Source organism: Microcoleus sp. B7-D4 (assembly GCF_036705125.1).
Lineage (GTDB): Bacteria > Cyanobacteriota > Cyanobacteriia > Cyanobacteriales > Microcoleaceae > Microcoleus.
On the sequence record NZ_JAUBTT010000108.1, the window covers coordinates 1 to 26,782 of the forward strand.

19 protein-coding genes and 1 pseudogene are annotated in these 26,782 nt (G+C 45.6%); 9 read left to right on the plus strand and 11 right to left on the minus strand.

Annotated elements, in window-relative coordinates:
* Positions 1 to 264: 264 nt before the first annotated feature.
* Together QUB12_RS31320 and QUB12_RS31325 are read right to left on the minus strand one after the other, a co-directional pair.
* Positions 265 to 762: a hypothetical protein gene (locus tag QUB12_RS31320; protein ID WP_333146355.1), complete on the minus strand. Its 498-nt coding sequence runs from the start codon at positions 760 to 762 to the stop codon at positions 265 to 267.
* Positions 763 to 1,151: 389 nt separating this feature from the next.
* Complete coding sequence (locus QUB12_RS31325; protein ID WP_333146357.1) at positions 1,152 to 2,156, minus strand: RNA polymerase sigma factor, RpoD/SigA family; 1,005 nt, start codon at positions 2,154 to 2,156, stop codon at positions 1,152 to 1,154.
* A 999-nt stretch (positions 2,157 to 3,155) separates the two neighbouring features.
* On the opposite strand from QUB12_RS31325, the gene QUB12_RS31330 reads away from it, so the two are divergent.
* On the plus strand, positions 3,156 to 4,706 hold the full coding sequence (locus QUB12_RS31330; RefSeq protein WP_333146359.1) for an ATP-binding protein: 1,551 nt from the start codon (positions 3,156 to 3,158) through the stop codon (positions 4,704 to 4,706).
* Positions 4,707 to 4,752: 46 nt separating this feature from the next.
* On the opposite strand, the gene QUB12_RS31335 is transcribed toward QUB12_RS31330, so the two are convergent.
* The 5 genes from QUB12_RS31335 to ribBA form a co-directional block, all read right to left on the minus strand.
* A complete protein-coding gene (locus tag QUB12_RS31335; RefSeq protein WP_333310062.1) occupies positions 4,753 to 6,486 on the minus strand; it encodes an ATP-binding protein in 1,734 nt (577 codons plus the stop codon).
* A 142-nt stretch (positions 6,487 to 6,628) separates the two neighbouring features.
* Positions 6,629 to 8,062: a pentapeptide repeat-containing protein gene (locus tag QUB12_RS31340; protein WP_333310064.1), complete on the minus strand. Its 1,434-nt coding sequence runs from the start codon at positions 8,060 to 8,062 to the stop codon at positions 6,629 to 6,631.
* A 72-nt stretch (positions 8,063 to 8,134) separates the two neighbouring features.
* Entirely contained in the window at positions 8,135 to 9,406 is a 1,272-nt protein-coding gene (gene iscB / locus QUB12_RS31345; protein ID WP_333310067.1) for an RNA-guided endonuclease IscB, read from the minus strand.
* 187 nt (positions 9,407 to 9,593) lie between these two features.
* Positions 9,594 to 10,187: an HAD domain-containing protein gene (locus tag QUB12_RS31350; protein ID WP_333310071.1), complete on the minus strand. Its 594-nt coding sequence runs from the start codon at positions 10,185 to 10,187 to the stop codon at positions 9,594 to 9,596.
* A 262-nt stretch (positions 10,188 to 10,449) separates the two neighbouring features.
* Positions 10,450 to 12,141, minus strand: a complete 1,692-nt coding sequence (gene ribBA, locus QUB12_RS31355; RefSeq protein ID WP_333146370.1) for a bifunctional 3,4-dihydroxy-2-butanone-4-phosphate synthase/GTP cyclohydrolase II — start codon at positions 12,139 to 12,141, stop codon at positions 10,450 to 10,452.
* 234 nt (positions 12,142 to 12,375) lie between these two features.
* Here ribBA and QUB12_RS31360 point away from each other — a divergent pair, with 234 nt between their 5' ends.
* The 4 genes from QUB12_RS31360 (at position 12,376) to QUB12_RS31375 (ending at position 18,623) form a co-directional block, all read left to right on the plus strand.
* Positions 12,376 to 13,701, plus strand: coding sequence for a transposase (locus tag QUB12_RS31360; RefSeq protein ID WP_333146371.1), 1,326 nt, complete (start codon positions 12,376 to 12,378; stop codon positions 13,699 to 13,701).
* A gap of 163 nt (positions 13,702 to 13,864) precedes the next feature.
* Positions 13,865 to 14,044: a hypothetical protein gene (locus tag QUB12_RS31365; protein WP_333310073.1), complete on the plus strand. Its 180-nt coding sequence runs from the start codon at positions 13,865 to 13,867 to the stop codon at positions 14,042 to 14,044.
* A 53-nt stretch (positions 14,045 to 14,097) separates the two neighbouring features.
* Positions 14,098 to 14,289: a hypothetical protein gene (locus QUB12_RS31370; protein WP_333310090.1), complete on the plus strand. Its 192-nt coding sequence runs from the start codon at positions 14,098 to 14,100 to the stop codon at positions 14,287 to 14,289.
* A gap of 191 nt (positions 14,290 to 14,480) precedes the next feature.
* The gene (locus tag QUB12_RS31375; RefSeq protein WP_333310076.1) at positions 14,481 to 18,623 is read left to right on the plus strand and encodes a WD40 repeat domain-containing protein; all 4,143 of its coding nucleotides are present in this window, start codon (positions 14,481 to 14,483) and stop codon (positions 18,621 to 18,623) included.
* 60 nt (positions 18,624 to 18,683) lie between these two features.
* On the opposite strand, the gene QUB12_RS31380 is transcribed toward QUB12_RS31375, so the two are convergent.
* A complete protein-coding gene (locus QUB12_RS31380) occupies positions 18,684 to 19,127 on the minus strand; it encodes a hypothetical protein (RefSeq protein ID WP_333146379.1) in 444 nt (147 codons plus the stop codon).
* Between the two features lie 287 nt (positions 19,128 to 19,414).
* Here QUB12_RS31380 and QUB12_RS31385 point away from each other — a divergent pair, with 287 nt between their 5' ends.
* Positions 19,415 to 21,511 (plus strand): caspase family protein, encoded by a 2,097-nt coding sequence (locus QUB12_RS31385; protein ID WP_333310077.1) that lies wholly within the window; start codon positions 19,415 to 19,417, stop codon positions 21,509 to 21,511.
* Between the two features lie 513 nt (positions 21,512 to 22,024).
* Here the strand turns inward: QUB12_RS31385 and QUB12_RS37680 are convergent.
* Positions 22,025 to 22,165, minus strand: a pseudogene (locus tag QUB12_RS37680) (3,4-dihydroxy-2-butanone-4-phosphate synthase); the annotation flags it as partial.
* A 124-nt stretch (positions 22,166 to 22,289) separates the two neighbouring features.
* Positions 22,290 to 23,024, minus strand: a complete 735-nt coding sequence (locus tag QUB12_RS31395) for an MBL fold metallo-hydrolase (RefSeq protein ID WP_333310094.1) — start codon at positions 23,022 to 23,024, stop codon at positions 22,290 to 22,292.
* Here QUB12_RS31395 and QUB12_RS31400 point away from each other — a divergent pair.
* Entirely contained in the window at positions 22,923 to 23,234 is a 312-nt protein-coding gene (locus QUB12_RS31400; RefSeq protein WP_333310096.1) for a hypothetical protein, read from the plus strand. The genes QUB12_RS31395 and QUB12_RS31400 overlap by 102 nt on opposite strands.
* Before the next feature lie 112 nt (positions 23,235 to 23,346).
* Here the strand turns inward: QUB12_RS31400 and QUB12_RS31405 are convergent, their stop codons facing one another.
* The gene (locus QUB12_RS31405) at positions 23,347 to 24,156 is read right to left on the minus strand and encodes an SDR family NAD(P)-dependent oxidoreductase (protein WP_333310084.1); all 810 of its coding nucleotides are present in this window, start codon (positions 24,154 to 24,156) and stop codon (positions 23,347 to 23,349) included.
* 1,002 nt (positions 24,157 to 25,158) lie between these two features.
* On the opposite strand from QUB12_RS31405, the gene QUB12_RS31410 reads away from it, so the two are divergent.
* Positions 25,159 to 25,470, plus strand: coding sequence for an RNA-binding protein (locus QUB12_RS31410; protein WP_333285415.1), 312 nt, complete (start codon positions 25,159 to 25,161; stop codon positions 25,468 to 25,470).
* 538 nt (positions 25,471 to 26,008) lie between these two features.
* On the plus strand, positions 26,009 to 26,620 hold the full coding sequence (locus QUB12_RS31415; RefSeq protein ID WP_333310087.1) for a hypothetical protein: 612 nt from the start codon (positions 26,009 to 26,011) through the stop codon (positions 26,618 to 26,620).
* Positions 26,621 to 26,782 lie beyond the last annotated feature (162 nt).

Below are 26,782 nucleotides of genomic sequence, written 5' to 3' on the forward strand. Positions count from 1 at the left end.
GGCTTTTTCAAGCCCACACCGTATCGGTACTCCGTAGCTTGCGGGTCGCGTAGCGACATCGGTGTCGGGTGATTGACGTGTGTGGTGTCCGTCCGAAATTCTCAACTCAGGAGCAATTTTACTACTGTTTCCTGAACCCTGACCGAAAGCAATTTGGTCCGGGGGCGCCCGATGTATCAGTGGGGTTGCTTTCTTCAATTCTAAAATCTAAAATCTAAAATCTAAAATCTAAAATCTATTGACTGGTGGCGCAGCGCGTGTTTCCTACTTTTCCCACACTTGCTCTTTGTGAGATTCCGTGCAAAGACCCAAGATGCGATGATCGTTGTCGCTGATGATGGAAATTGGGTAATACTGTTGCAGGTTTACGGAGTAGGGAGAGCGACTGCCGTCGTAAGTGTCCACTACTGTTAAATTTAACTGAGTTCGATCGCCCGTGCCGTAAAAACAGTAAAAAGCAGACCGAGGCAGGTAAAAAGCGCCGACTACCTTACTCTGCCGCATTTCAAATACAAAATATTCCTGTTTAATTTCCTCTGGCTTGCTCGACTGACCGTAGAGGTAAATGCCATCGGCTAAACCTGTGCTAGCTGTATCTGGCGGAGGATTTGGCGGGGATTGCGAGCTTAAAACGCCGGATTTGATGTCCGAGTCGTGTGCCCGCCGTGCGGGGAATGCGATGCTGAAGTTACCGGGCGAGAGAGCAAGCACGATCGCGATCGCTTCTAAACTTCCTGTCAATATCAAATAAGTCAAAACCACTCCAGACCCCAAAATTTAAAATAGCTGGTTCCAAGCGCCTCTTGTACCATTTTCACAAAGATCGTAGATAAACCGGGTATTTGGCTTAATGTTGGCTATTAACTTGAAGGAACGATCGCCCGCCCGATGGCTGAACTTAAATCTAAGATTAGTTTTGACCAATTTTGCGTCCGCCCCGATCTGGCGATCGACCCGTCAAATAATACCATTTTAGATTTGAGATTTTAGATTAAAGAATTGAATAATTTGGCGTGACCTATTCCATAAGGGTTTGGATCACGGGCCTACATTTCCCTTCTTTTTTTTAACTGGTATAAAAGTATCCTTCCCAGCAGCGCCAACACGAAAAAAAAGTTGAGATTTTGGGGAAAATCTCAACTTTTTTAGTATTAACTAGCCAAGTATTCTCGGACTTGAGATTGGCGGCGGCGCAGGTGGGCGAGGGCTTGATGTTCTAGCTGCCGCACCCGTTCCCGGCTGAGATTTAACCGTTCTCCGACTTTCGCCAGAGACATTTCGGTGCCGTCTTCCAAACCGAAGCGCAGAATTATTACATCTCGCTGCTGGGGGGTAAGTTCTGATATCAAAGTATCGAGGTCTTGCCGCAGCAATTCCGAGGTAATGTAGTTTTCTGGAGATGCCGTTTCGTCTTCTAAGAGTTCTTGGAGTTCGGTATCTTGGTTGTCTCCTACCCGCAAGTCCAAAGAAACTGGATGTCTTGCCATCAGCAGGTATTCCCGAATCTGGGAAGGGTGCAGTTCGAGGGCGGTGGCAATTTCGCCAGGGGAGGGAGACCTGCCCAACTGCTGCGTGAGTTCCCGCTGCACTTTTTTGATTTTGTTGAGTTTTTCGGTGATGTGAATTGGCAATCGAATTGTGCGGGCGTGTTGGGCGATCGCGCGGGTAATTGCTTGCCGAATCCACCAGTAGGCATAGGTAGAAAATTTGTATCCCCGCATCGGGTCAAATTTTTCGACTCCTCGTTCTAAACCAAGAGTACCTTCTTGAATTAAATCCAAGAATTCCATATTGCGTTTCTGGTATTTTTTGGCGATCGCCACTACTAGCCGCAAATTCGCTTCAATCATCTTTTGCTTAGCCCGCCGCCCTATGTGTAAGATGCGGCTAAGTTCAGGTTCGGTCAACTCCATTTCGGCAGCCCACTCTTGATCCGTCAGATCCCGCTGCCATTCTTTAGCAAGTGCTTGTTTTGCTTCGATTAATTTCATCATTTGCTGCACTTGCTTCCCGAAAACAATTTCTTCTTCTCGGGTTAGCAGGGGTACGCGACCGATCTCGTGCAGATAGGCACGAACCGTATCCGTTGAGGAGTATGGCCGGCTGCCCATGCGATCGGCTTTCACTGTTTTGTTTTTGGGGGTTGTGGTGGACATGGGTGAGTATTGCACTCCTTGTAACAACAGATAAAAAGTTGGTGATACCCTGTCCCACTTTTGCAAGTGGGATAAAGACTGCGACAAAGGGGATGTTTCCCCTCTTGTTTATCGGTGACGATCGGTAGAAGCTTTTTGTTTGGGATTACTTTTGTGCTTGATTTCCAGTAATCGCCGTCGATTTTCGGTAGTTCGCTAGCTTTAACGGCTAGTTCAAGGCGAAGTGGAGCAAGAGTTTAGTTTTCTCAATATTATTCCCAATTTTGAGGATCGTAAAGAGTAAAAACCTCTGTCTTAAGGTCAAGATTCTACATTTTTCCTTAAGGTTTTCAATTCCCTGCTAGTTTTAACTGCAACTCAACTTCACAATACTCATGCAGACTCATGCAATTCGAGGGCTGTGTTTTGCTCTCTGTTCCATCATCGCTTGAAATTTGGGCGCTGGCTAGATGCTGCGATGCGAGATAACCGAACCCGATCGCCGTAGTAGTGGCTGTGCATCGCTCATCGTTTCTTGGTTGGGGAGAGGAGTAGGGCGAGAAAAAGAGAATGGGTGAGTGGGAGAGGGGAAGAATGAGAGAAGGGGAGAATGGGTGAGAATAAGAATAAATAGAGCTACTTAAAGCCATAAAACAACTGGCTGTGCCGCTTTTTAAGTTCAATATAATGAGTCCGAGCTACTTAACAATACTTAACTCGATCCAAAATTTATAGATGAGAGGGTTGGGGGGTTAGGGGTGAGGGATGAGGGGATGAGGGGTTGTTACCTATTTTACCTGTTTTTCACGGCTACCATACCTGCTTCGCGGGCTTCATTTTTCCTAAATAGCTGATGGTGCAAGCGACTGATTAATTATTATTTCCAACCGGTTGCAACATGAACTTATTCTGCAAAACGACTGAAAAATTCACTACTCAATATCCGCTATTTAAGCGCCCAGTTAAGCTAATTCTCCAGTACAGTAAACTCAGAGCAGCCCCATTCGCCCCAGTTGACCTATGCCGCGCCACTTCAATACCGCAGGCCCGTGCCGCGCCGACATCCACTATATGTTACCAGCAACGCGTCGCCTCCCGAATTTAGAGCGACTGATTGCCCAGGAAAACTATTTCGTCATCCACGCACCCCGACAAATTGGTAAAACCACGGCGATGCTGGCTTTAGCCAAGCAACTGGTCGATAGCGGGCGCTACACTTCGATCGTGGTTTCGGTAGAATTGGGTTCGCCCTTTAATGACGATCCGCAAAGAGCCCAAGCAGCAATCTTAAGTTCTTGGCGAAGTGAGGCGCGAGTCTATCTGCCACCGGAACTCCAGCCGCCCGCCCAGCAAGAGATGGAGGTAGGACAAGGAATTGAAGAAACACTGCGACAATGGGCTCAAACTTCACCTCGCCCTTTAGCAATCTTCATTGATGAAATTGATTCGCTCCAAAATGAAGTATTGCTGTCAGTTTTGCGTCAGTTACGCAATGGTTATCCCTCTCGCCCGAAAGCGTTTCCGCAATCGGTTGGCTTAATCGGTTTGCGGGATGTCCGCGATTACAAAGTGGCTGTGGGTGGGAGCGATCGACTCAACACATCCAGTCCGTTTAATATTAAAGTGCGATCGATTACTCTCAGAGATTTTAATGCAGGAGAAGTCGCCGAACTCTACGCGCAACATACCCAAGATACCGGACAAGTTTTTACACCTGAAGCCGTAGCCTTAGCGTTTGAACTGACTCAGGGACAACCTTGGTTGGTGAATGCTTTAGCTAAGGAAATCGTCGAAGAATTAGTGACAGATGAATCTAGAGAAATTACGCCCGAACATATTTTAACAGCTAAAGAAATTCTCATCAAACGACAAGATACGCATTTAGATAGTTTAGCAGAACGGCTTAGAGAAAACCGAGTCAAAGCAATTATCGAGCCGATGTTGGCTGGTTTGGAACTTGGTAATATTCCCAATGATGATATTCAATTTTTAATCGATTTGGGTTTGTGTAAGATGGATGTTCAGGGTGGATTGACGATCGCCAACCCAATTTACCGAGAAGTGTTGCCCCGCGTCCTCACCGTAACGCCAATGGCTTCTCTGCCGCAAATTGCACCGAGTTGGTTGACTGAGGTCGGAAAATTAGACACGCAAGCGTTACTCAAAACTTTTCTCGCATTTTGGCTGCAACATGGCGAACCGTTACTCAAAAGCGCGTCTTACCCCGAAATTGCCCCGCATTTGGTGCTGATGGCGTTTCTGCATCGGGTGATTAATGGTGGCGGAACTTTGGAGAGGGAATATGCGATCGGGCGCGACAGAATGGATTTATGCTTGCGCTACGGTGAGGTGACATTGGGAATTGAACTGAAGGTTTGGCGGACTCGGAAAGTCGATCCGTTGAGTAAAGGTTTAGAGCAGTTAGATGGATATTTGGCTCGATTGGGACAAGATTCGGGTTGGTTGGTGATATTCGATCGCAGAGATAATGCACCGGAATTAGAAGAACGGTTGAATACTGAAATTCATACGACGAGTATGGGAAGAATAATTACAGTCATTCGAGCGTGAGGAAGTTGCGGTGAATGTCTCGATATTTTCCGATCGCCAATCCCAACTAAAACCCCAGATCCATTTTAGCAGCTTCAGCTTCTGCAAATACTTGTTCATCGGGCATTTCTTGCCAGTCAATATCCCCAATTTCTCTGTAGAATTGCTCGTCATAGGCGCGAGTTTGCACGACGACGGGCATCGGTACGGCGTGCCCCAAAACTAATGCTTGCTGTTTGGAGTCGAGTTTTGCCAAAACTGAACGCAAACTTTGGCCTCCCGAAACACCGGTGAAAATAGCATCAATGTCTTTATCGTCGTTTAGCAAAGCTGTGATCCGCGTTCCGACTTGCGACATGACTTCGCCGTCGATGCCGGAGGGACGCTGGTCTACAATCAGCAGGGTTACGAAGTATTTTCGCATTTCTCTGGCAATTGTACCGAAAATAGTCGATCGCACGATCGCCGGATCGAGAAAGCGGTGAGCTTCCTCTATGGTAATCACCAACGGCTGCGGCCGATCGCACGGATTTTTGCTCTGCAAAAACTTCTCCGCCTTCCGCACGTAAGAGCCGTGAATGCGGCGAGTAATTACGTTGGCTGCTAACATATAGGACAGCAAATCCGAGTGCGAACCGAACTCAATTACTACATTCTTCCCCCCATCCAAACACTGCAAAACTTCACTCACATAATTTTTCGGACAGCGTTTCCGAATGTATTTCAAATCGTTTAAGCGCTCTAATTTTCGCTGCAAAGCCATAATCGAAGATTTATTTCCCCGCTTCTCTTCGCAAAACATTGAAATATCTTCATTGCTCATTTCCAGCAACTTATTGATCCAACTGCTGCCCAACTCGTTTCGCAAAATTATTGCATTTTCGATACTAGCTTCCGACAAATTTAACTCGCGTTGTACCAGCGCGATGTCTTCCACTTCTATTTCATCGAAACTCAAAAATAATTCTTGAGCGTCGCGGACTCCCCGGCGTTTTGTCGATTCTGGATCGAGGGTATAAATCTGAATTTTATCGGGAAACAACTGCCGCAAACCTTTAACAGTGCTGAACTGTTTCCCTTCCGAAACAGCTTCCCACCCGTACTCCGAGTGCATATCAAAAATTAGGTTGACAGCAGCTTGCTTGCGAATAATTCCCGACAATAGCAAGCGCGTCAGAAAAGATTTTCCCGTTCCCGACTTGCCAAAAACTCCGTTGCTGCGTTCCACAAACCGGTCTAAATCCAAGCACACAGCAACGTCCATGTCAATCGGTTTGCCGATCGCAAAATTGCGGCGATACGGGTCATCTTCCCAGCCAAAAACTGCCCGAAAATCACTTTCTTTGGCATCAAACACCTGGGAAAAGTGGCTGGGAATAGTTTTGACAGGTAGCAACTCAATATCCGCACCGCTTTGTGACTCAAAAGAAGCCAAATTTCCTAACGCCAACTTGTTCTCGCGAACTGGGCCGTTTTTCCTTGGGTCGAAAATTGCCTGCTGTTTTTCTCGTTCAGCAGTCAACATCAACATCGGCGACAGTTCGATCGTACCGTAGGTGCTGCTACCAGCTAGCACTGCGAGCAGAAAATCGTCGTCGGGATTGGGAGGATTCGATAAAATGCGGGCGCTGGAAGTTCCCAGAGACACGTCGGTGAGCATACAGAAAAAGTGCGATCGCACCCCCCGCACTACTAGAAATTTCCCCACCCTCATATCTTCCACCGAAACATCGGCGTGCAGTCGCACTTCTAATCCCTTGCTCAGGGAACCTTGAATAACAGAGCCTAACGGTCGATCCATTTTAGATTTTAGATTTTAGATTTTCGATTGTTCAGATAGATTTTAGATTTTAGATTGTTCAGATAAATGACTGCTTTCCTGTCAAATGTCAACTGGCCGCTGTCAAATGTCAACTGCCAACTGCCAACTGCCAAATGACTAATTACCATTCCGATTCTAGCGGCAATTCAAAAAAACTCGGACTCAGATCTATATCGGTCAAATCCGTTTCGCTCAAATAAGCGTCAGTCAAAAATACCCCTTTTAAACTTGCGCCTTTGAGGTTAGTACCTTTCAGGTTAGCACCTCTGAGATTAACTCGGAATAAATGAGCATCGCTCAAATCGGCCTCAGTTAAATCTGCTCCCTCCAAATTTACTCTCATCAAATCTGCTTTTCGGAGATCGGCTTCGTTTAACTTAGCGCCGCTGAGGTCAGCTTTTGTCAAGTCTACACCTCTCAAGTCGGCCCCGCTCAAGTTAGCGAACAGCAAAGTAGCTCCGGTGAAATCTGTCTCCCTCAAATCGGCATCCCTTAAATTAGCGCCGCTGAGGTCAGCCCTTGTTAAGTCTACACCCCGAAGGTCAGCAGAACTCAAGTTTACTTGGTGTAAAATTGCGCCGCTTAAATCGGCTCGTCTTAAATCAGTTCCCTCCAAGTTTGCACCTTTGAGGTAAGCTTTTTTTAAGCTAGCTCTGCTGAGGTCTACATTTTTGAGATTGACCGAAGTTAAGTTAGAAGCGCTCAAATTAGCTCCGCTTAAATCAGACCCGTTTAAGTCGGCTCCGGTTAAATTTACCCCTTGCAGCGATACATTGGGAGCAATTAAATAAGCTCCGCCCAGACTGGGGTCAATGCCTTCTGAAAACAAAGTCTTGTTGCTGTAAACAGCTTTCTCCAAAATCGTGCCGCTCAAACTGGCTTCCCTCAAGTCCGCTCCGCTGAGGTTGGCTCCTGCTAAGTTTGCCCGATCGAGTTTGGCGCCAAATAAAATAGCTTTGTATAAGTTTGTCCGCCGCAAATCGGCTCCTTTTAAATCCGCTTCGGTCAAATCTACCATAGCCAGATTTAAGCCAGGGAGCGAAGCATTGGGAGCTAGCAAAATTGCTCCCATTGCACCCGGATCAATATCTTCGGGAAAGATAGTCCGGTTGTTGTATACGGCCTTGTCTAAAATAGCGCCGCTCAACTGAGAACCGCGTAAATCCGCCCCGCTAAGGTTGGCTCTGGTTAAGTTGGCTTCGTGGAGATTTGCTCCTACTAAATTAGCCTTGATCAAACTTGCTTGTTTGAGGTTGGCGCCGGTTAATTCGGCTCCTACGAGATTAGCTTCTCGGAGGACAGCACCAGTCAAATCAGCTCTAGTGAGGTTAGCTAAATTAAGAAATGATTCAGCTAAATCCGCCCCGCTGAGATTAGCGCCGCTGAGGTCGGCTTCCATCAGGTCTGCATACCTGAGCATAGCGCCGCTGAGGTTGGTTTCTCGGAGATCCGTGCCTCGGAGGTTTGCTCCCCGGAGTTCCGCACCGCCAAGGTTGGTGCCTTTAAGTGCTTGTCCCCTGAGATCGAGTCGGTGCAGAAAGTCACCAACGTTCATCTGTCTTCCCCCTTGGAGACTCCCACTGTACCTGTGCCCAGGTCAGTGGCGAGAGGAAAAGGTGGGCAAGGTTTATGCTGCATACGAATAACCATCCTTTCTGTGAATAATTGAACAATATTTGTGGCTAATTCCTGACACCAACTCTGAGGCGGAAATATTGAATGAGCCACTCGTTCTTACGGCAACACGTCCAACGTATGTACCAATTTTCTTGCCAGAGGTGACGACTGCTTTGACGATATCTCCAGTTTGAAAACCTTTGACAAACTTAAACCTGGGAACATAGCGAGATGGAAATCCGAATTTGTCGGTACGACACATTTGGCGTGTCCCATGTCCAGTCGCTTTAATTAACAACGGCTTGTTTGTTAAAATTTTCAAAGATTCAATGTTCCCAACACAGGCTGCATCTAGCCAATGAGTTTTAGCTAAATTTAATCGAGTGCGATTGAACTTTGTTAAACCGCCACTGCCAGTAGAAACTGGTAAGCCAGTCATACAGAGTCGGTTAAATAACGCCCAACGAGTAGAATTAACCGCTGTTGCATCTTTCAAAGGACCTTTTGCTTGAGACAGAATCCGTTTCAAGACCTCGGGTTTTTTCGAGAGAAACTGCTCAATATTTTGAGTCCCTTTCTTTATATTGCATTTTTCACAAGCAAGGCAAAGATTAGAAATGCGATTAGATCCGCCCTTGGCTTTGGGATGAATGTGCTCTACTTGTAGAGGTGTATTGCTAACGCCACAGTAAGCGCACGTTCTATCCCATTTATTGAGTAAATATTCGCGGATCTCGTAGCCACATAAAACACCTTGCTGATACTCCACTCCGCTAATTTCCGGGTTTTCTATTTGCTGGAGGTCGAACCGCACAAGTTCTTGAACAACAGAAGAAATTGGCGCAACCTTTATCAATCTAGTTACCCATGTTAGGGTTGTTTCGACACGATGTTGTAAGCTTGGAGCCAGCCACCCTTTCGGGCGAGTTCTGTTTAAAAATCTAGCTTTTCGGTAGCGGGTATGGCGCTTTCTCCTACCTCTACGCAGTGAACGGCGAGATTCCAGACTGGCTTTGATAGTTTGACCTCGGTGAGTCAGTTCTGCACCAAAGATTACTTTCTCTCCTTGCACTAATGCAACTCCGCTGGTTTTGGAGCCAGGGTCTAATTTAAGAGTGATTGATTCTTGCGGTACTTTCACCTCTACTTTGAGAATTATTGTGAATGGATACCTCCTGAAAACAGCAGCTTTGCCATTGGTCAGCCATTTACGAGCCATTCCTGGGCGGATTGGATTGAGCGGTCTTTTTTGGGTATCAAGTACAAAAACAAAATTAGACATTTAAGTCCTCCCTTGCGGGGTAATGTTTGCTTCGTCAATGTTTAAGGTCGGTAACTATCTTAAAAGCACTGGCTTAACCCTTACGCCTGTTTAACTTTTAAGTTCTAGAGCAGAAAACTAGCACGCATTTTCTGGTAGGTACTTGAACGCTTACCTTAAACGTAGTGATTAAACACACTTAGACTGGTCAACGCGGCTTTTTCAAGCCCGCACCGTATCGGTAATCCGTAGCTTGCGGGTCGCGTAGCGACATCGGTGCCGGGTTGTTGACTTCCATGTCAAATTCACCCTCTCTATTCCGATACTTTTTTCCTAACCTTTGAAATCCAGTTAGATATTCTGAAATTACCTTTGCTGAGTTCTGGTCAAAACCATTGTAATCATCAATAGCCACAACTGGCGCATCTGGCGGGTAGTGTTCTGGAATATCGTCAATGGCTACCCAAGGTGAGTTTTCTGCTTGATTTTGTCGAAGATACTCAAGAACTTCCTGGTGTCGTAAATATTTGTTTTGATGAATATTTTTGGGATTGAGGAAAGGGGTGAATCCGATAATACGGATAGCGATATCTGGTGAAAACAATGGCCGGATTACCTCGAAGGGGAATATTTCCCGCCAGGAAGATGAAATTACTACTCGCGCATCAGGATAGGAACGAAGGACATTTTCAAAGTGATTAAGGCAATCTGAATTAAATTTCATTATATCTGTTTGCAAGCTCGATGTTTCATGCCTTCTGTCAGGAATAAGTACACCATCAATGTCTAAAAAAATTAACATTAACTAAAAAGCCTCTTGAATGATTTAATGACTGTTAATACTGCTTAATATAAATGTGTATCTACGAGGCTCTCTAAAGTGTTCGCTACATCGACTTGTTAGACAGAAATCAACATTGTTATTCACTGTTTTTATTGGGGGCTGCTTTCTGAAGAAAGGAAGATATTGGTATCAACAAGTATTGTTCTGAAATTCACAGTTTTTCTTGGCTTGGGCCAACCCCCCTGCTGGGGTAGGGGGGGTTGGCTTCTACCTTCTGCCTTCAGGGAAGAGGAGCAAAACTGTAGATTTTTTGAGGTTCGAGCCGATCGCAAATTCCGGTTAATTCCGACAAAAGGAATGTCTCGCGATCGAGCTGGACTTGCAGGGTTTTGAGCGGATCTCCACCGGAGGAAACCATGAATTCTAATGTTTGCAAATTCGGCTCAGTGCTGATTTCGCCCAAAATTTGGCCGATCGCCTTGACGTAAGGATGGTTTACATCCAAGTACCAGTCGGGGGCTGCGAGTCCGGCTTGATCGAAGCCGAGGTGAACGATGAGGGAGCCTTCTCCGAAAAGGGCTATGCCCACCGGCCGCGCTTCTTCTTGCAGCAGCAAGTGCTGGTTAGCCGCCAAATGCCGCAGTTTTTCGAGGTGTTCGTACCGATTTTGAATGGCAGAATCTTCCTCTTTTCCTTCTGCTTTTTCGTTCCACTGAATCGCCACTGTTACTAAATAAGTTTGCAGTAGCATATGACCGAGTTTTTCGGCTTTTGTTGCCAGATAGATCGAGTTGTAATCTGTGGCTTCAATTAGTAAGGGGACGCGATCGGCTACTTCAATCCCGTAACCTTTCAAACCTGCAATTTTGCGCGGGTTGTTGGTAATCAACCGAATTTTTTTAACTCCCAAATCGTTGAGCATTTGTGCTCCGACGCCGTAGTTCCGCAAGTCGGCGGGAAATCCCAACCGTTCGTTGGCTTCGACTGTATCGAATCCCAAATCTTGCAGCGAGTAAGCTTTTAGTTTATTTACCAATCCAATGCCCCGACCTTCTTGGCGCAAGTAAACGATGACGCCAGCACCGACATTTTCGATCATTTTCAGTGCCGCTTGCAGTTGCATCCGGCAGTCGCAGCGCAGGGAACCCAAAGCATCGCCGGTCAGGCATTCGGAATGCACCCGCACCATCACTGGTTTGTCTTTAAATTCTGCTGGGTCGCCCTTGACAATAGCAACGTGTTCTGAATTGTCTTGGGTGTCGCGGTAGGCGTAAATCATAAACTCGCCGAATTGAGTGGGCAATTTGGCGACGGTTTCGCGGCGGACGAATCGATCGTGCTTGAGTCGGTAGCTAATTAAGTCAGCAATACTGATTATTTTAAGGTTGTGGGTTTTGGCGTACTCGATTAATTCGGGCAACCTCGCCATCGAACCGTCGGGGTTTTGAATTTCGCAGATCACGCCGGCAGGATAGAGGCCCGCGAGTCTGGCGAGGTCAACCGAGGCCTCGGTGTGACCGGCGCGTTTGAGGACGCCACCGTCGATCGCCCGCAGGGGAAAAATGTGACCGGGACGGCGCAAGTCTTGAGGTTTGGTGTCCGGGTGGATGGCTACTTGGATGGTGCGCGCCCGGTCTTCGGCGGAGATACCGGTACTGACGCCGTTGACTGCATCGATGCTGACGGTGAAGGCAGTTTGGTTGTTGTCGGTGTTTTTGCTGACCATGAGGGGCAGTTCCAGGCGATCGAGCCTTTCGCCACTCAATGCCAGACAAATCAAACCCCGCGCGTTCACGGCCATGAAATTGATGTTGTCGGGGGTGGCGAATTGGGCAGCACAAATCACATCGCCTTCGTTTTCGCGATTTTCGTCATCGACTACTACCAGAGGGCGACCTGCTTTGAGGTCTGCCAGGGCGCTGTCAATTGAGTCAAATTGAAAGGATTGAGTTGAGGTGTTGTTATTGGACACTGAGAAGTTCAACTAGACAAGCAGGATTCCCCCACTATAGCTTTATGTTACTGGCGGGAGGAATGCGCGTGAGTGATTAGTCCCGTCCCCAACCCAAACAATATCTTTAGATGGGAGGGTTAGGGACGGGCGAGGAACTAATCTTTCGACTACGCTCAAGGCATCGCAAATTCTTGATTCCGTTGACACAATGGTTTTCACGAGATACTCTAAGAAGAGAGTTTGTTGAAAAAAATGCCTCAATTAATCACCGCCAAGCTAAAGCTAAATTTGAATGCCGAGCAAAAAATCTTGGTGTCTCAGACTGCATTGGCTTACCGTGATGCTTTGAACTACACTTCGCAAGTTGCTTTTGATGCAGGCAAATCCAGTAATGGGGCTAAATTACAAAAAGCAGTCTACAGCGAGTTACGGACAAACTTTGGACTGGGAGCGCAAATGGCGTGTAACGTGCCAAGGCAAGTATCGGCAACTTACAAAACCCTGTGGACAAAAGTAAAACACAGTGCAGATGCTATCGCCAAAGGATACACCAAAAAGCGCTACAAAGGGCTAGACAAAGCTCCTAAGTATGTTTCTCGAACTTGCACCTTGAACTATCAGCGGGACTACTCATTTAAAACCGAGCAGAGAGTAAGTATTAACACTCTAAATGGTCGAGTGGTTGTTACTTATGATGGTTACAAAAAGCATCTACAATTGATTGCTAATTGCAAAAAAATTGGTGCAGCTAAGATTGTTTATCAGCGTTCTTCTAAAACTTACTACTTGATGGTAAGTCTAGAAATTGATACTCCTGAGATTGAGCCTACTCAAATAACTAGAGTCTCTGGCGTTGATGTCGGGCAGAGGTATTTGGCAGTAGAAACAGATTTGCAAAACAACTCCAAGTTTTACTCGGGTAAATCTGCCAGACACAAAGCTAACCGCTATCACAAAGCAAGGCAAACTCTTCAGCGTAAAGGCACTCGTTCGGCAAAGCGGAGATTAATCGCTTTGTCTGGAAAAGAAAGACGGTTTATCGCTGATGTTAACCACCAAATCAGCAAGCAAATAGCCAAGCCTAATAGTTTGATTGGACTGGAGAACTTAACCGGAATTCGGGATAGAACTAAGTCCAAGTCGGGTAAGAGGGCTAGCAAGAAACAGCGAAGAGCTAATCGGAATAAGGCTAAATGGTCTTTTGCCGAATTACACGGCTATATTGACTATAAAGCTAATTTAAATGGCTCATTGGCTACAAAAGTTTCGGCTCATTACACTTCGCAAAGTTGCCCAAAATGCGGTCACACATCGAAGGCTAATCGACCCAATAAAGGGTTGCTATTTTGTTGCGAATGTTGCGGACATGAATTGCACGCTGATTTGGTGGGAAGCAGAAATATTGCATTAAGAACGTTGCTACTCCGACAAGATTGGATGAGTACGGGGAGCTTGTCAGTATCCCCTAATGTGTCGAAGGGTGAAACTAAAGCTGAAACCCTGCAAAGGTTTTCGGAGTTGCGGTGGACTTCAGATACAAGCCCCCATCATAGCGGTACTCCGCTTGATGGTGGGTAATTGACGCTATAAACAGTAATGTTATGGAAATAGAATCTATTTGTGATTGTAACCTTTTGTTTCCGACAGGGCGATCGCCGAATCCAGATGAGTTTGACAATATTTCTAAAGTCACTTACTATAATTATTGCATCTTGTCAACAAAATCTCTCCCCAATATTTCATGAGCTTGACTGAGATCGCGAAGCTTTTAGGTAAACCGTACTTCCAAGCTCCTAATTGCCTAATTTACAACCTGGATTGTTTGGAAGCATTGAAGCTGCTGCCAGATCAATTTGTAGATTTAACCGTTACCAGCGGGCCTTATAACATCGGCAAAGAGTACGAAAAATCCTTGGGTTAGATGAGTATTTAAACTGGTGCGAGCAGTGGATAGCGGAGGTTTACCGGGTAACGATCGATCGAGGAGCGTTTTGGCTGAATTTAGGTTATTTGTCAATTCGCGATCGGGCAAAAGCAATTCCGATTTCCTATCTGCTTTGGGACAAAGTGCCTTTTTATCTGATTCAAGAAGTTGTCTGGAACTACGGCGCAGGAGTTGCCGGCAGCAAGTTCTTTTCACCCCGCAATGAAAAGTTTCTCTGGTAGGTAAAAAATCCTGATAAGTATACATTTGATTTGGATAAAGAGCTATTCTGGATTTGTGGTGGAAACGGTAGTCTCGCTCACCCAGGCTTTCCGGCTTGTACCACGGGAAGTGAGTTTTATTTTTATAATCACCTAAAACTCAGGAGAGCCGTCTAGCCTGTTGAAAAATTATCCTATCATTCGTTTGTCTTATGAGTAACAACGCCCGCGTCAAAACAATTCTGATTCTGGCAGCTAATCCCAAAAATACGGCTCCGTTGCGATTGGATCAAGAAATCCGGGAAATTGACGAAGGATTACGACGGGCAAATAAACGAGAACTGTATAAATTAGAACAAAAATGGGCCGTGCGTTCCCGTGACTTTTACCGGGCTATCTTAGATTATCAACCGAATATTGTTCACTTTTGCGGACATGGTGCGGGAGAAGATGGAATTGTCCTAGAAGATGATACTGGAAAAATGGCGCTAGTGCAGACAAATGCCCTCGCCAGTATGTTTAAATTATTTGCCAAAAAAGGGGTAGAGTGCGTAATTCTCAATGCTTGTTATTCCGAAGTACAAGCTGATGCAATTAGCCAATACGTTAATTATGTAGTTGGCATGAATAGAGCCGTGGGTGATAAAGCAGCCGTCGCCTTTGCGGTGGCATTTTATGATGGGATTGCGGCTGGGTATGAAGTGGAAGAAGCCTACGATTTAGGGCGTTCGCAGATGATGAGTTTCCTAGAGCATGAAACTCCGGTTTTTAAGAAAAATAACTTAATAAATGCTCCGATTGATGACGGTATAATTGCTTTTGAAGATGTGATTCCGCCTAACCCTTACCAAGGATTGTCTGCATTTAAAGAAGAAGATGCCGACTTCTTTTTTGGACAAGAAAAGTTTGTAAATAAGTTAGTAGAAGTCACTCAGACACAACCCTTAGTAGCTGTCGTTGGGCCAAGTGGAAGTGGTAAATCTTCTGTGGTATATGCGGGTTTAATTCCCCAATTGCGAAAAGAAGGAAATTGGTTAATTGAATCATTTCGTCCCGGAAAAGAACCGTTTTTGCCTTTGGCTTCTGCCTTAGTGCGGCAATTAGAACCAGAAGCGGGTGAAACTCAAAAATTGCGGGAAGCGGTAGGATTAGCCGACGACTTACAAAATGGGAGAATCACTTTACAGCAAGTTGTATCTCGCATTTTAGAGCGTAACCCAGGTAAACGCTTGTTGTTAGTTGCCGACCAATTTGAGGAACTGTACACCCTTTGTCAGGTGAAGGAAGAACAGGAACGTTTTGCTAATGAGTTGCTAACGGCGATTGCTCAAAAAAATATTACATTAGTTTTGACGTTACGCGCTGACTTTTACGGGTATGTACTTTCCTATCGTCCATTTCGGGATGCTTTGCAGGAGTTTACACCACAATTACTCAGTTCCATGAAGCGGGAAGAATTACAGGCAGCTATTGAATTACCTGCTCAAAAATTGGCAGTACAGTTAGAACCGCAATTAACCCAGCGCATTCTCGATGATGTGGGGCAAGAACCGGGGAATTTGCCATTATTAGAATTTGCTCTAACTCGTTTGTGGGAAAAGCAAATCAACCGAGAGTTAACTCACCAAGCTTATGAAGAGATTGGCGGGGTAAAAAAAGCCATTGCCAATCATGCAGAACAGGTTTATCAAAAACTGAATGAAACAGAGAAAAAGCAGGCGCAGCGAATTTTTGTGCAATTAGTGCGTCCGGGGGAAGGAACGGAAGATACTAGGCGCGTTGCTACCCGTGCGGAAGTGGGGGAAGATAACTGGAATTTGGTCAGTTATTTAGCGGGATATCAAGCGCGTTTGGTAGTAACAGGTCGGCAAGAACAGGAAGATACAGTAGAAGTGGTGCATGAAGCGCTGATTCGAGAATGGGGCACTCTGCGCGAGTGGATGAATGCTAACCGTCAGTTTCGGACTTGGCAAGAACGGCTGAAGGTGGCATTACGAGAGTGGAAAAATAACAACCATGATGCTGAAGGGTTGTTGCGGGGTGCGCGGTTGACTGTAGCGGAAGAGTGGTTGCGTCAACGTGCAGATGAAATGACGCAGGAAGAACGAAATTTTATTCAGGTTAGCGTTAAAGAAACGGATAGAGAGAGACAGGAACGGGAACGCGGACGGCGACTGCAAATTATCGGGCTAAGTGGCTTTTCATCTGTAGCAATGATGTTGGCTGGATTTGCCCTCTATCAGCTTCAACAAGCCCAACGTCAGCAAGTGGGACAACTCGCAGCAAATTCTGAAGCTTTGCTAGCTGCAAATCAGCCTGTTGAGGCACTTGTCAATGCTATTGCTGCTGTTGGTTTAGGTAAGTCAGCCTTTGTTCAATTTCCCCAATTTCTTGATAATTCTGCTCGTGACAGTTTACTAGATGCGATTTTAGTTAACCGGGAATTCAATCGCTTGCAATATAAAAGTGGGGTGACTTCGATAGCTATCAGTCCTGATGGTAAGCGCATTGCCAGTGGGAGTTGGGACAAGACAATTCGCCTGTGGGATGCCACTACAGGTCAGCCACTTGGACAACCCCTAAAGGGACATAAAGCAGGGGTGACTTCGGTAGCTATCAGTCCTAACGGAAAGTTGATCGTCAGTGGTAGTAGTGACAAGACGATTCGCCTGTGGGATGCTACTATAGGTCAGCCAGTTGGAAAACCCCTAGAGGGACATGAAGAATCGATCAGTTCAGTAGCTTTCAGTCCTGATGGTAAGCGCATTGCCAGTGGGAGTTGGGACAAGACGATTCGCCTCTGGAATGTCACTACAGGTCAACCACTTGGAAAACCTCTAGAGGGACATAAAGCTGGGGTGATTTCAGTAGCTTTCAGTCCTGATGGCAAGCGCATTGTCAGTGGTAGTGACGATAAGATGATTCGCCTCTGGAATGCCACAGGTCAGCCTATTGGACAACCCCTAACAGGACATCAGGAAGCTGTTTATTCTGTAGCTTTCAGTCCTGATGGCAAGCGCATTGTCAGTGGTAGTGACGATAAGATGATTCGCCTCTGGAATGCCACAGGTCAGCCTATTGGACAACCCCTAACAGGACATCAGGAAGCTGTTTATTCTGTAGCTTTCAGTCCTGATGGCAAGCGCATTGTCAGTGGTAGTGACGATAAGACGATCCGCCTCTGGGATGCTACAGGTCAGCCTATGGGAAAACCCCTAACAGGACATCAGGAAGCTGTCTATTCTGTAGCTTTCAGTCCTGATGGCAAGCAAGTAGTTAGTAGTAGTCCTGATAAGACGATCCGCCTATGGGATGTCACCATGAGTCAGATCGTTTGGGAATCTAAGGAAGTGGTTAATTCAGTGGCTTTCAGCCCTAATAGCAAGCGGGTTGCCAGCGGACACCAGGACGGTACGATTCGTCTGTGGGATACCAATACAGGTCAGCCACTTGGAAAACCGCTAAAAGGACATTTAGAGAATATCTATTCGGTTGCCTTTAGTCCTGATGGTAAGCGTATTGCCAGTGGTAGTGACGATAAGACCATTCGCTTGTGGGATGCCACTACAGGTCAGCCGATTGGAAAACCCCTAATGGGACATCAAAAAGCAGTTTTGTCAGTAGCTTTTAGTCCTGATGGCAAACGTGTTGTCAGTGGTAGTGAGGATAACACTATTCGCTTGTGGAATGCCACTACAGGTCAGCCCATTGGGCAATCCCTAAAGGGACATCAGGAAGCTGTCTGGTCTGTTGCCTTTAGTCCTGATGGCAAGCGTGTTGCCAGTGGTAGTGAGGATAAGACCATTCGCTTATGGGATGCCACCACAGGTCAGCCCATTGGGAAACCTCTAAAAGAACATTTAAGTGAGGTCTATTCGGTTGCCTTTAGTCGTAATGGCAAGCGTATTGCCAGCGGTGGTAGTGATAATACAATTCACTTGTGGGACATTACTAGCGGTCAGCCGAGTGGACAACCTCTAAAAGGACATCAAGATACAATTACTTCCCTAGCTTTCAGTTCAAATAGTAAATGGATTATTAGTGGAAGCCTGGATAAGACCATTCGCCTGTGGGATGCTAATACAGGTCATCCGATTGGACAACCTCTCAAAGTATACAAAGCATCGGTCAATTCGGTTGCTTTCAGTCCTGATGGTAAGTGGATTGTTAGCGGTAGTGAAAATACAATTAGTTTATGGCCAGTTTCTTGGTTGGTTTCCTGGCAACTTCCGCTTGAAATAGCCTGTAAGCAATTGCAGAAACATTTTATCTTCATTCAGCCTAAGAACTATTCGACGCAAGCCGCTAAGAAAACTTGTCAGCAGTACATTCGGGGTTTTGGTCAAAGAAAGTAGTCATCTTAAACTGCGTCCTACTGTAGGCAGTTTAGGATGGCTACTTAATCAGTGTTTTGATCAATGAGTTCCATGAGGACATCGTATGCACTTATTTTTTATATCTCGACATTTACATGTCAAGAAAGTAAGCTGGTCTTTCAGAAATGAAAGAATTTCCTCTTTTCTATCATCTGAAATAGATGGAGGAAAAGCATATTGTGGTTGTCTAATAAGTGATCTAGCAGCTATAGTACAATCAATTATCTCTAAATCTTTATAGACATCACTAAAACCTGTTTTTCTCAATATCTCATTATATTCTTCCCAGATAGTTTTCGATGACTCTGTTGCTTCTCTAACTACCTTTGATGAAACAATGGTAGTAAAATTAACCACTTTAACATCTTTCAACCCATATTTTTGAAGGACTTGGTTAAACTCTTCAAAAAGTGGCTTTAAAACAATTATAATTTCACGCGGGTTTGGTTCTTGATTCTCGGAAATATTAGTATTCTTAGACATACTCAAATTTTCCTTAAGCACTTTAAGATTAAGACTTAGCTCCCGACTCTAGGGCAGTATAACACATAACATGGCAAAAAAATAATATTTTAATATTTCATCAAAATCTCTTTTTCTATATTTAGAGTTTAGTAGGGCATTTGGTGTCAGAACCCATCCAATAGTTAGATAGGTTTTACTTCTGCTATGTTACAGCGGTTCCCGTTGTAATGCAGTACACTAAGCTGTATTACATAAAACCCCCACTTCAACGCTACATAACTATCAAACCTTACCCCCCAACAACCATGACAAACCAAACCCCCAACTTCTACGCCCTCCTCATCGGCATCAATTTCTACTTCCCCCATCGTTTACCAGAAGGTAACTACTACAAAAACTTGCGAGGATGCGTTCCAGATATTAACCACGTCGAAACTTATTTAAAAGACACCTTCAATCTCACCTCCGACCAAATCATTAAACTCACCGCTACAGCTTCCGACAATCCCAACCAACCCCAAGAACCCCCGGAACTTTTACCCACGTATGAAAATATTGTTGCCAAATTCAAAGAACTAACTGCCAAAGCCCAACCCCAAGACCAAGTATATATTCACTACTCTGGTCACGGGGGACGGGCGAAAACAATTTTTGAAAGCCTCAAAGGTTTTGGTGCATTAGATGAAGCCTTAGTTCCGACAGATATAGGTCAACCAAATTCCCGCTATTTGCGCGATATAGAATTTGCTAAATTGCTGGAAGAAATGGTGGAAAAAGAGTTGGTTGTCACTCTCGTACTCGATAGCTGTCATTCCGGTGGTGCAACGAGAGAAATGAGCGGAGATGACCGGATTCGCGGGGAAGGGTTTATTGACACCACTCCTCGACCTACGGATAGTTTAGTCGCATCCCTTCAGGAATTAGCCCAAAATTGGCAAACAGCAACAGAAAATAGCCGCAATATTACGGTTGTCAATGGTTTGTTACCCGAACCCAAAGGTTATACCTTAATCGCTGCTTGTCGAGATCATGAATTTGCTTATGAAAAGGTTTTTGAAGGGACGGAACGCAACGGCGCTTTGACTTATTTTTTATTAAAAGCTTTGCGGGAAAAGGGGACAGAAATTTCTGTAGAGGAGCTATTTAATAAAGTCTCTAGTCAAGTTAACAATGTATTTGTACGGCAAACCCCAATGTTGATGGGAGAGACTGAGCGCACTTTTTTTGGGGGTCAGTTTGTTGGTGCTAGCCGTAAGGCGCCGGTGATGAAAGTAGATATCAAGAAAAACCGAGTTCAACTACGAATTGGTCAAGCAAGCGGTATTAAAAAAGGGGCTGAATTTGAAATATTCAAATTCAGAACGAGGGATTTTAAGGATGAGGAAAACCGAATTGCAAGGGTTAAAGTTCTAGAAGTGCAAGCATCCGATTGTTGGGCAGAAGTTACATACATAGAAGGTATTAGAGCTATTAATCCTAAATTAGATCAAGGAATGATTGATAGAGGAATGTTTGAAATCGGTTCCCCTGCTTTCTATTTATCACCAGGGTTAAAGCAAATTCGCAAAGTCCGAGTGCTTTTACCAGAACCAAAATCACCATTTTCGGATTTGGAGCTAGTGAAAACACAAGTTGATGGCCATCGCTGGATAGAATTTTGTTCGGAAACAGAAACAGATGAGAATGTAGATTATTTTGTTTCCCTAAATTCGGAAGGGGAGTATTGGATTTTAGATGCGAATAAAGAACCCATCCAAAATCTTGTTTTCCCGATAAAAATTGATGAACCTGAAGCCACAAAAAGGCTCATCGCTCGGTTAATCCATGTTGCCAGATATGAGACTATTTTGGAGCTAGATAATGAGGATGTCTTTGATACCACCTTAAATGGCAAACTTAAGGTTGAATTAGGTAAATCAGAAAAGGGGGAATTTATACCTTTTAATACGGGAGGTCATGTTCCTGTATTGGAAGAATCAGAAAAGTTTTTCGTGCGAATTCATAATGAATCTAAGCGAATCTTAAATATTTCGGCTTTGATATTCCAGCCCGATTTTAGTATTGTCAAATTCTATCCTAAAGGTGATGAGTCTGTAGCTCCTGGACAAGACAAAGGAACTAGCATTGAACTCGAACTGCCAGAAAATTATCAGGAAGGAGTATTTATCATTAAAGTGTTTGCTACGGTGGATGCAACAAATTTTCAATTGTTAGAGTTGCAACCGTTAGATCAACCTCGTCCAGAAGTTGGGGATAAAAAATCTGCCAATGCTTTAGAAGAGTTATTGACGGCGGTTGTGGATGAAGAAAATCCTAAACGGAAGATTACGGTTGTGATTGATGCGAGTGAGGAATGGACGACGGAAAAGGTGGAAGTGGTGGTGAAAAAGAGTGTGGTTTGATTTAGAGAATTTTTTAATAATGCTGCAAAAGCCTATATCCATCTGCGGCCATTTGTGTTTATCTGCGGTTGTAAGTCAAAAACTTGTTGTTCCTGGAAAAGATTAGCCTCATCCTAATCTCAATCCTTTTTCAACATAAAAAGTTACACAGGACTTATACCAATTTAATGTGAACTTGCACATATCTCGATCCCCCTAAATCCCCCTTAAGAAGGGGAGTAGGGGTTGACTTTGAGAAGAATCTTGTCCCCCCCTTAGTAGGGGCGGTGCGACCCCTACTCCCCGTGCCCGCCCTCTTGGCTAGGGGGGATCGGATTCTATGCAACCTCATAAAAAATTGGTATTACCTGACATCTTGCAGCAATATCAATAAGAGGATTTTTCGTGGGGTCGGGCGGGTTTATAGAACATATTTGCAAGCTTTAAGGCTGTTGGCGAACCCGCCCCTACGGCTAATTGAGAATGGTGCAATATCTCAGTATTACGCAACTGGCACATGGTGATGAGTCCGATCGCCCGCAGGGGAAAAATGTGACCGGGACGGCGCAAGTCTTGAGGTTTTGTGTCCGGGTGGATGGCGACTTGGATGGTGCGGGCGCGGTCTTCGGCCGAGATGCCGGTACTGACGCCGTTGACTGCATCGATGCTGACGGTTGCAGTGGATAGCGGAGGTTTACCGGGTAACGATCGATCGAGGAGAATTGTGGCTGAATTTAGGTTATTTGTCAATTCGCGATCGGGCAAAAGCAATTCCGAACGAAGGATGAAATTTCTAGTTTTAAGAACTCCTAGACCCGCCAGCAAAGGCTTTTAACTCAATAGCATCGTGACTGCAAAACACGCGCACATCTTTACTATGCTGCACCGATAATTCGTGCAGCCGACCTTGATTGAGCAACCTAGCCTTGCGATCGACCTCCATCATCCATTGGTAGGCCCGCAGACCGGGCGTGCAGCGTCGGTTAGCGGCATCCATCTCGTGTCGGTAGAAATAGGCATCACCTGCGTGCAGAAGCCAGCCATCGGGTGTATCAATGGCAATGCCAGCATGACCGCGCGTGTGCCCCACCAACGGGATTAGCAAAATCTCCGGTGGCAATCCGTCGAGGTCACGGACTGCTTCAAAACCAAACCAAGGTTCGCCACCCGCCGAATAGTATTTCCAGCGTTTGACTTCATCCCACTGCCCCGGACGATAGCGCCTTTTTGTGATGAAACCGTGCCGATCGTGTGCGGCATCGATTTCAGCCTGCATGACATGTACCGTTGCTTCCGGGAAATCCTCTAGACCACCGGCATGATCGAAATCGAGGTGGGTTAGCACAATATGGCGCACATCGCTTGGTGAAAATCCGAGCTGTTCAATTTGATGGATTGCCGTGTACTTGCGATCGAACTTGATGTTATTAAAATGGACGAAAAACGGGCTGAGCCTGGAGTAAGGGGACTTGATATCGCGCAATCCGAAGCCGGTATCAATCAGAACCAGTCCCTGATTCGTTTCAACAAGCAGACAGTGGCAGACGAGGTGAGCCGTCAGACCGCGACTAAAGCCATCGAAAAGCGCCCCTCCAATGGGACACATACAGCCACAATTGAGATGATGAATTCGCATAAATGTCCTGTACTAAATTACTTAGGCGGGAACCATTTCTTCCTCAGTTCGCATCCAATGCCGATGCTGCATAATGCCATCGATGAACGCCTGAGAAAACTCTGCTAAATCGCCACTACAGCGAGAAGTAAACACGCTTTTATCGGCTGCTATCTTGCCATTATCTGCGATATTTACTTTCTTTAAATCTGCACATAAGAATAGTTAAGACGGGCGCGAATTATTTGTTAGCAGAACCCGGTTCAGTAAGCTGGCGGTGCATTTCGGCATTAACGGTATCAGGCAAAACTTTGCTGGCGCTGGCCAGAATCTTTGTCTTGAGTGAACCTGCAATGATGTTGTCCTTACCGGCCATCAAGGCTTCAAATCCCTGTTTGGCAACCTCGGCTGGATCATCTTTCTTGTCTGCGCCCGCCTTGGTGTCGTCCATTCCCGCCCGATGGAAGAAGTTAGTATCGGTTGGGCCGGGCATGAGCGAGGTGACAGTTACACCTGTATCTTTTAACTCATTGCGGAGTCCTTCGGAAAACGAGTGGATGAAGGCTTTGGATGCTGCATAGACTGCCTCGAATGGCCCCGGCATTAGGGCGGCAATCGACGAAGTGAATAGAATCCGTCCCTGGCCTCGATCGACCATATCCTTAACTACCCGTTTAGCCAAATGCACAGACGAGACAACGTTGAGGTTAATTAGATTTAGTTCGTCCTTTAAGTCTGTCTCGCGGGCAAAGTCGCCACCGACGCCGACACCGGCATTAATTGCGATCGCATCCACTGGCCGATTAGTCGCTTTTATCTGGTTGTAGAGCGTCTCAACACCGTCGTAGGTAGCGAGGTCTGCCTGCACTGTCTCGACTTTGGCACCGAACCCCTCAAAGGCTTGAGCCGCTTCTTTAATGCTCGCTCCGGTGGCGGTGACTAGGAGATCGAATCCGTTTTGAGCGAACTGTTTGGCGAGTTCGTAGCCGATACCGTTAGAGGCACCCGTCACGACAGCCAAGGGCCGGGTCAACGAACTGTTTATAACCATCTAAAATCCTCTGTAACTGCTTCACGCTCGTTTGTTTAGGCTTGCTTCTCTCTGTACCAGACAATCTTTGTGGACTGTGGGCTTTCAACTTTTACAATGCTAGGGAGGTAGGAGTGCGATCGCATCTTTCCCAGGACATAAGCTGTTAGGCATTTAAAGACGGTATAATCGCAAACAAGCTTCATCCAATTAGTCTAAAAATGCCTGCATAGAATCAACTCAGAGAAAGAGCCAATAGAGAAACTATCGAAAGCCTTAAAAAACGAATAAAAGGGAAATTTTATATCAAAAATTATGATTTTCTTACTGACTGATGCAATAAACTATAGCAATCCTAAATTATTTGCATAATTATTTAGGATTGCTATATATAGCGGTTCTCAAGCGTGGTGAGGTATGCCCTATGCCCTATGCCCTATGCCCTATGCCCTATGCCAATGAGTACCTCATCTTTCTGAGAAAGGCTATATGTAGAAAATGCGCGTAGATATGACTAATAACTCTTTTGATAATTATTTGGAAACCGCCCTTATCGGGGGCTAAATCGGATGCGATGAGAGACGGGAGATGGAAGAGGGGAGATTGACTCGGAAGATTAATCTTGGGCGAAAAACATTTATCTCTGGTGGAACAGGCAGGAGGCTTGTCCAGGAATAACAGTGCCTGATGTCAGTTATAACTGAATCTCAGGCACTGTTCTCAATCAGACCCAATCAACCTGGTAACAGCGACGAAAAATCTGAGATACCAGGTCGAGCGCGCAGCAAGAAACCAAGCGGAGGACGCCAAGAGTGTAAGATGTCATTTATCAAGAATACTTTCTGTTGGCGATTGCCCGACGGCACCGAAAATTGAAAATTATGACAGCCAATTGCTGATTCTGCTGGCTTCATGTTATAGTGGTTTTCCAAGAATTAAATTCGGTTGCGTAGTTTGTTGGTGTTTATTTACAAGCGTCTCTCCGAATCTAAGTCTCTGCACCCTAATGATTCTGGAGATTTTATGTCGATTTACGTGGGTAATCTTTCATATGAGGTAACATCAGAGGACCTCAACGAAGTATTTGCCGAGTACGGTACTGTAAGCCGCGTCCAAGTGCCAATGGACCGGGAAACAGGCAGGATGCGGGGTTTTGCTTTTGTGGAAATGGCAAGCGAGGCAGAAGAAGCAGCAGCCATCGCAGCTTTAGACGGTGCTGAGTGGATGGGCCGTGACTTGAAAGTCAACAAAGCCAAACCTCGCGAAGACAACAAACGCTCATCGGGTGGCGGCGGCTGGGGCGACAAAGATCGCTCTTCACGCGGACGCTACTAAACTTTGACACTGAAAATTTGAGTTTTGGTAGTTGACGGCAGGTGCGAATGCTGCTTTTTTTTCGGGTTGTTCGATCGACCCATCAAATAAAACTCCCAAACCTCTCGCATCAGTTTTGCCCCCTCCTTGGAGGGGGCTTTGTTTTTGGCGAAAAATCCCGCGAGGTACGTCGGCGGTGCAGTTCCCAGTCTAGTTCGTGATTCGATACCCTCTTAGGAGCGCGAATTAAATAACTTACAATTTTAATTGTTATTGTGGGATGGGCGTCCCGCCCGTCCAAAAAGGACGGGCGGGACGCCCATCCCACTTTCAAGAGTGGAAGTTATTTAATTCTCATTCCTTAACTGCTTTTTTTAAGAGGCTGTCGGGATTTCGCGGCTCGACGCCTGTAAACTATCAAACTAGAATTAAGCAGCAAGAAAAGTTAGAATAACGGCAAAACTGAATATTACCCAGAACAGCCAAACTATCTTTACCGAAGATTCGTCGAGAAAACCAGCCGAATATCAGCCAATATCTTGATTTTGCCTCAATAAAGATGTCCAAGGTCTACAGCACGGCGGAACTCATTAAAATCCTCGAAGAAGAGCGCCAAGCCTGCTTGCATGGGCGGCGCCTCAATTTGACTGAAACTCCTGCTACAGGCAACCCCGTGATTGACCGCTTTCTCAAATCTGAGGGAGTTCAGAAGTTCACTGCTTATCAAAATTTTAAGGCGGCCGTGCACGAATACCAGCGGGAACATCAAGTTTCTGGGATTGTCTGGCGGGAAATGGCGGTTAAAGGCAATACTCTACGCTATCCGGCAGTGGATGACGAATTAATAGCTCTACCGGTTGATTTGATTACGTTGAAGGCAGCTAAGATTGCTATGTTGGAATTCTGGCAGCAGGTAACTGCCGGGATGGATTTGTATTTAAGCATTAACAGCGGAAAGGATTTTCGATCGATCGAGCCGATTGATGTAGAAGCTATAGCCCAGCGCACAGAATGGGCCAATCTCTCCAAGTGGGAAAAGTTGGATTTTCTGGAAATTTTGTTGCAGTTGGGCTGGGGGAAGCCGGAGGAAGCTTATTATAAGCGGGGATGGCCAACCTCCGGCAGTGAGTACATTCACGCCGTCAAACCCGGACAGCGGCCGATTTGTTAATTAGTCAGTAGTCAGTAGTCAGTAGTCAGTAGTCAGTAGTCAGTAGTCAGTAGTCAGAAGTCAGAAGTCAGAAGTCAGTAGTCAGTAGTCAGTAGTCAGTAGTCAGTAGTCAGAAGTCAGAAGTCAGAAGTCAGTAGTCAGTAGTCAGTAGTCAGTAGTCAG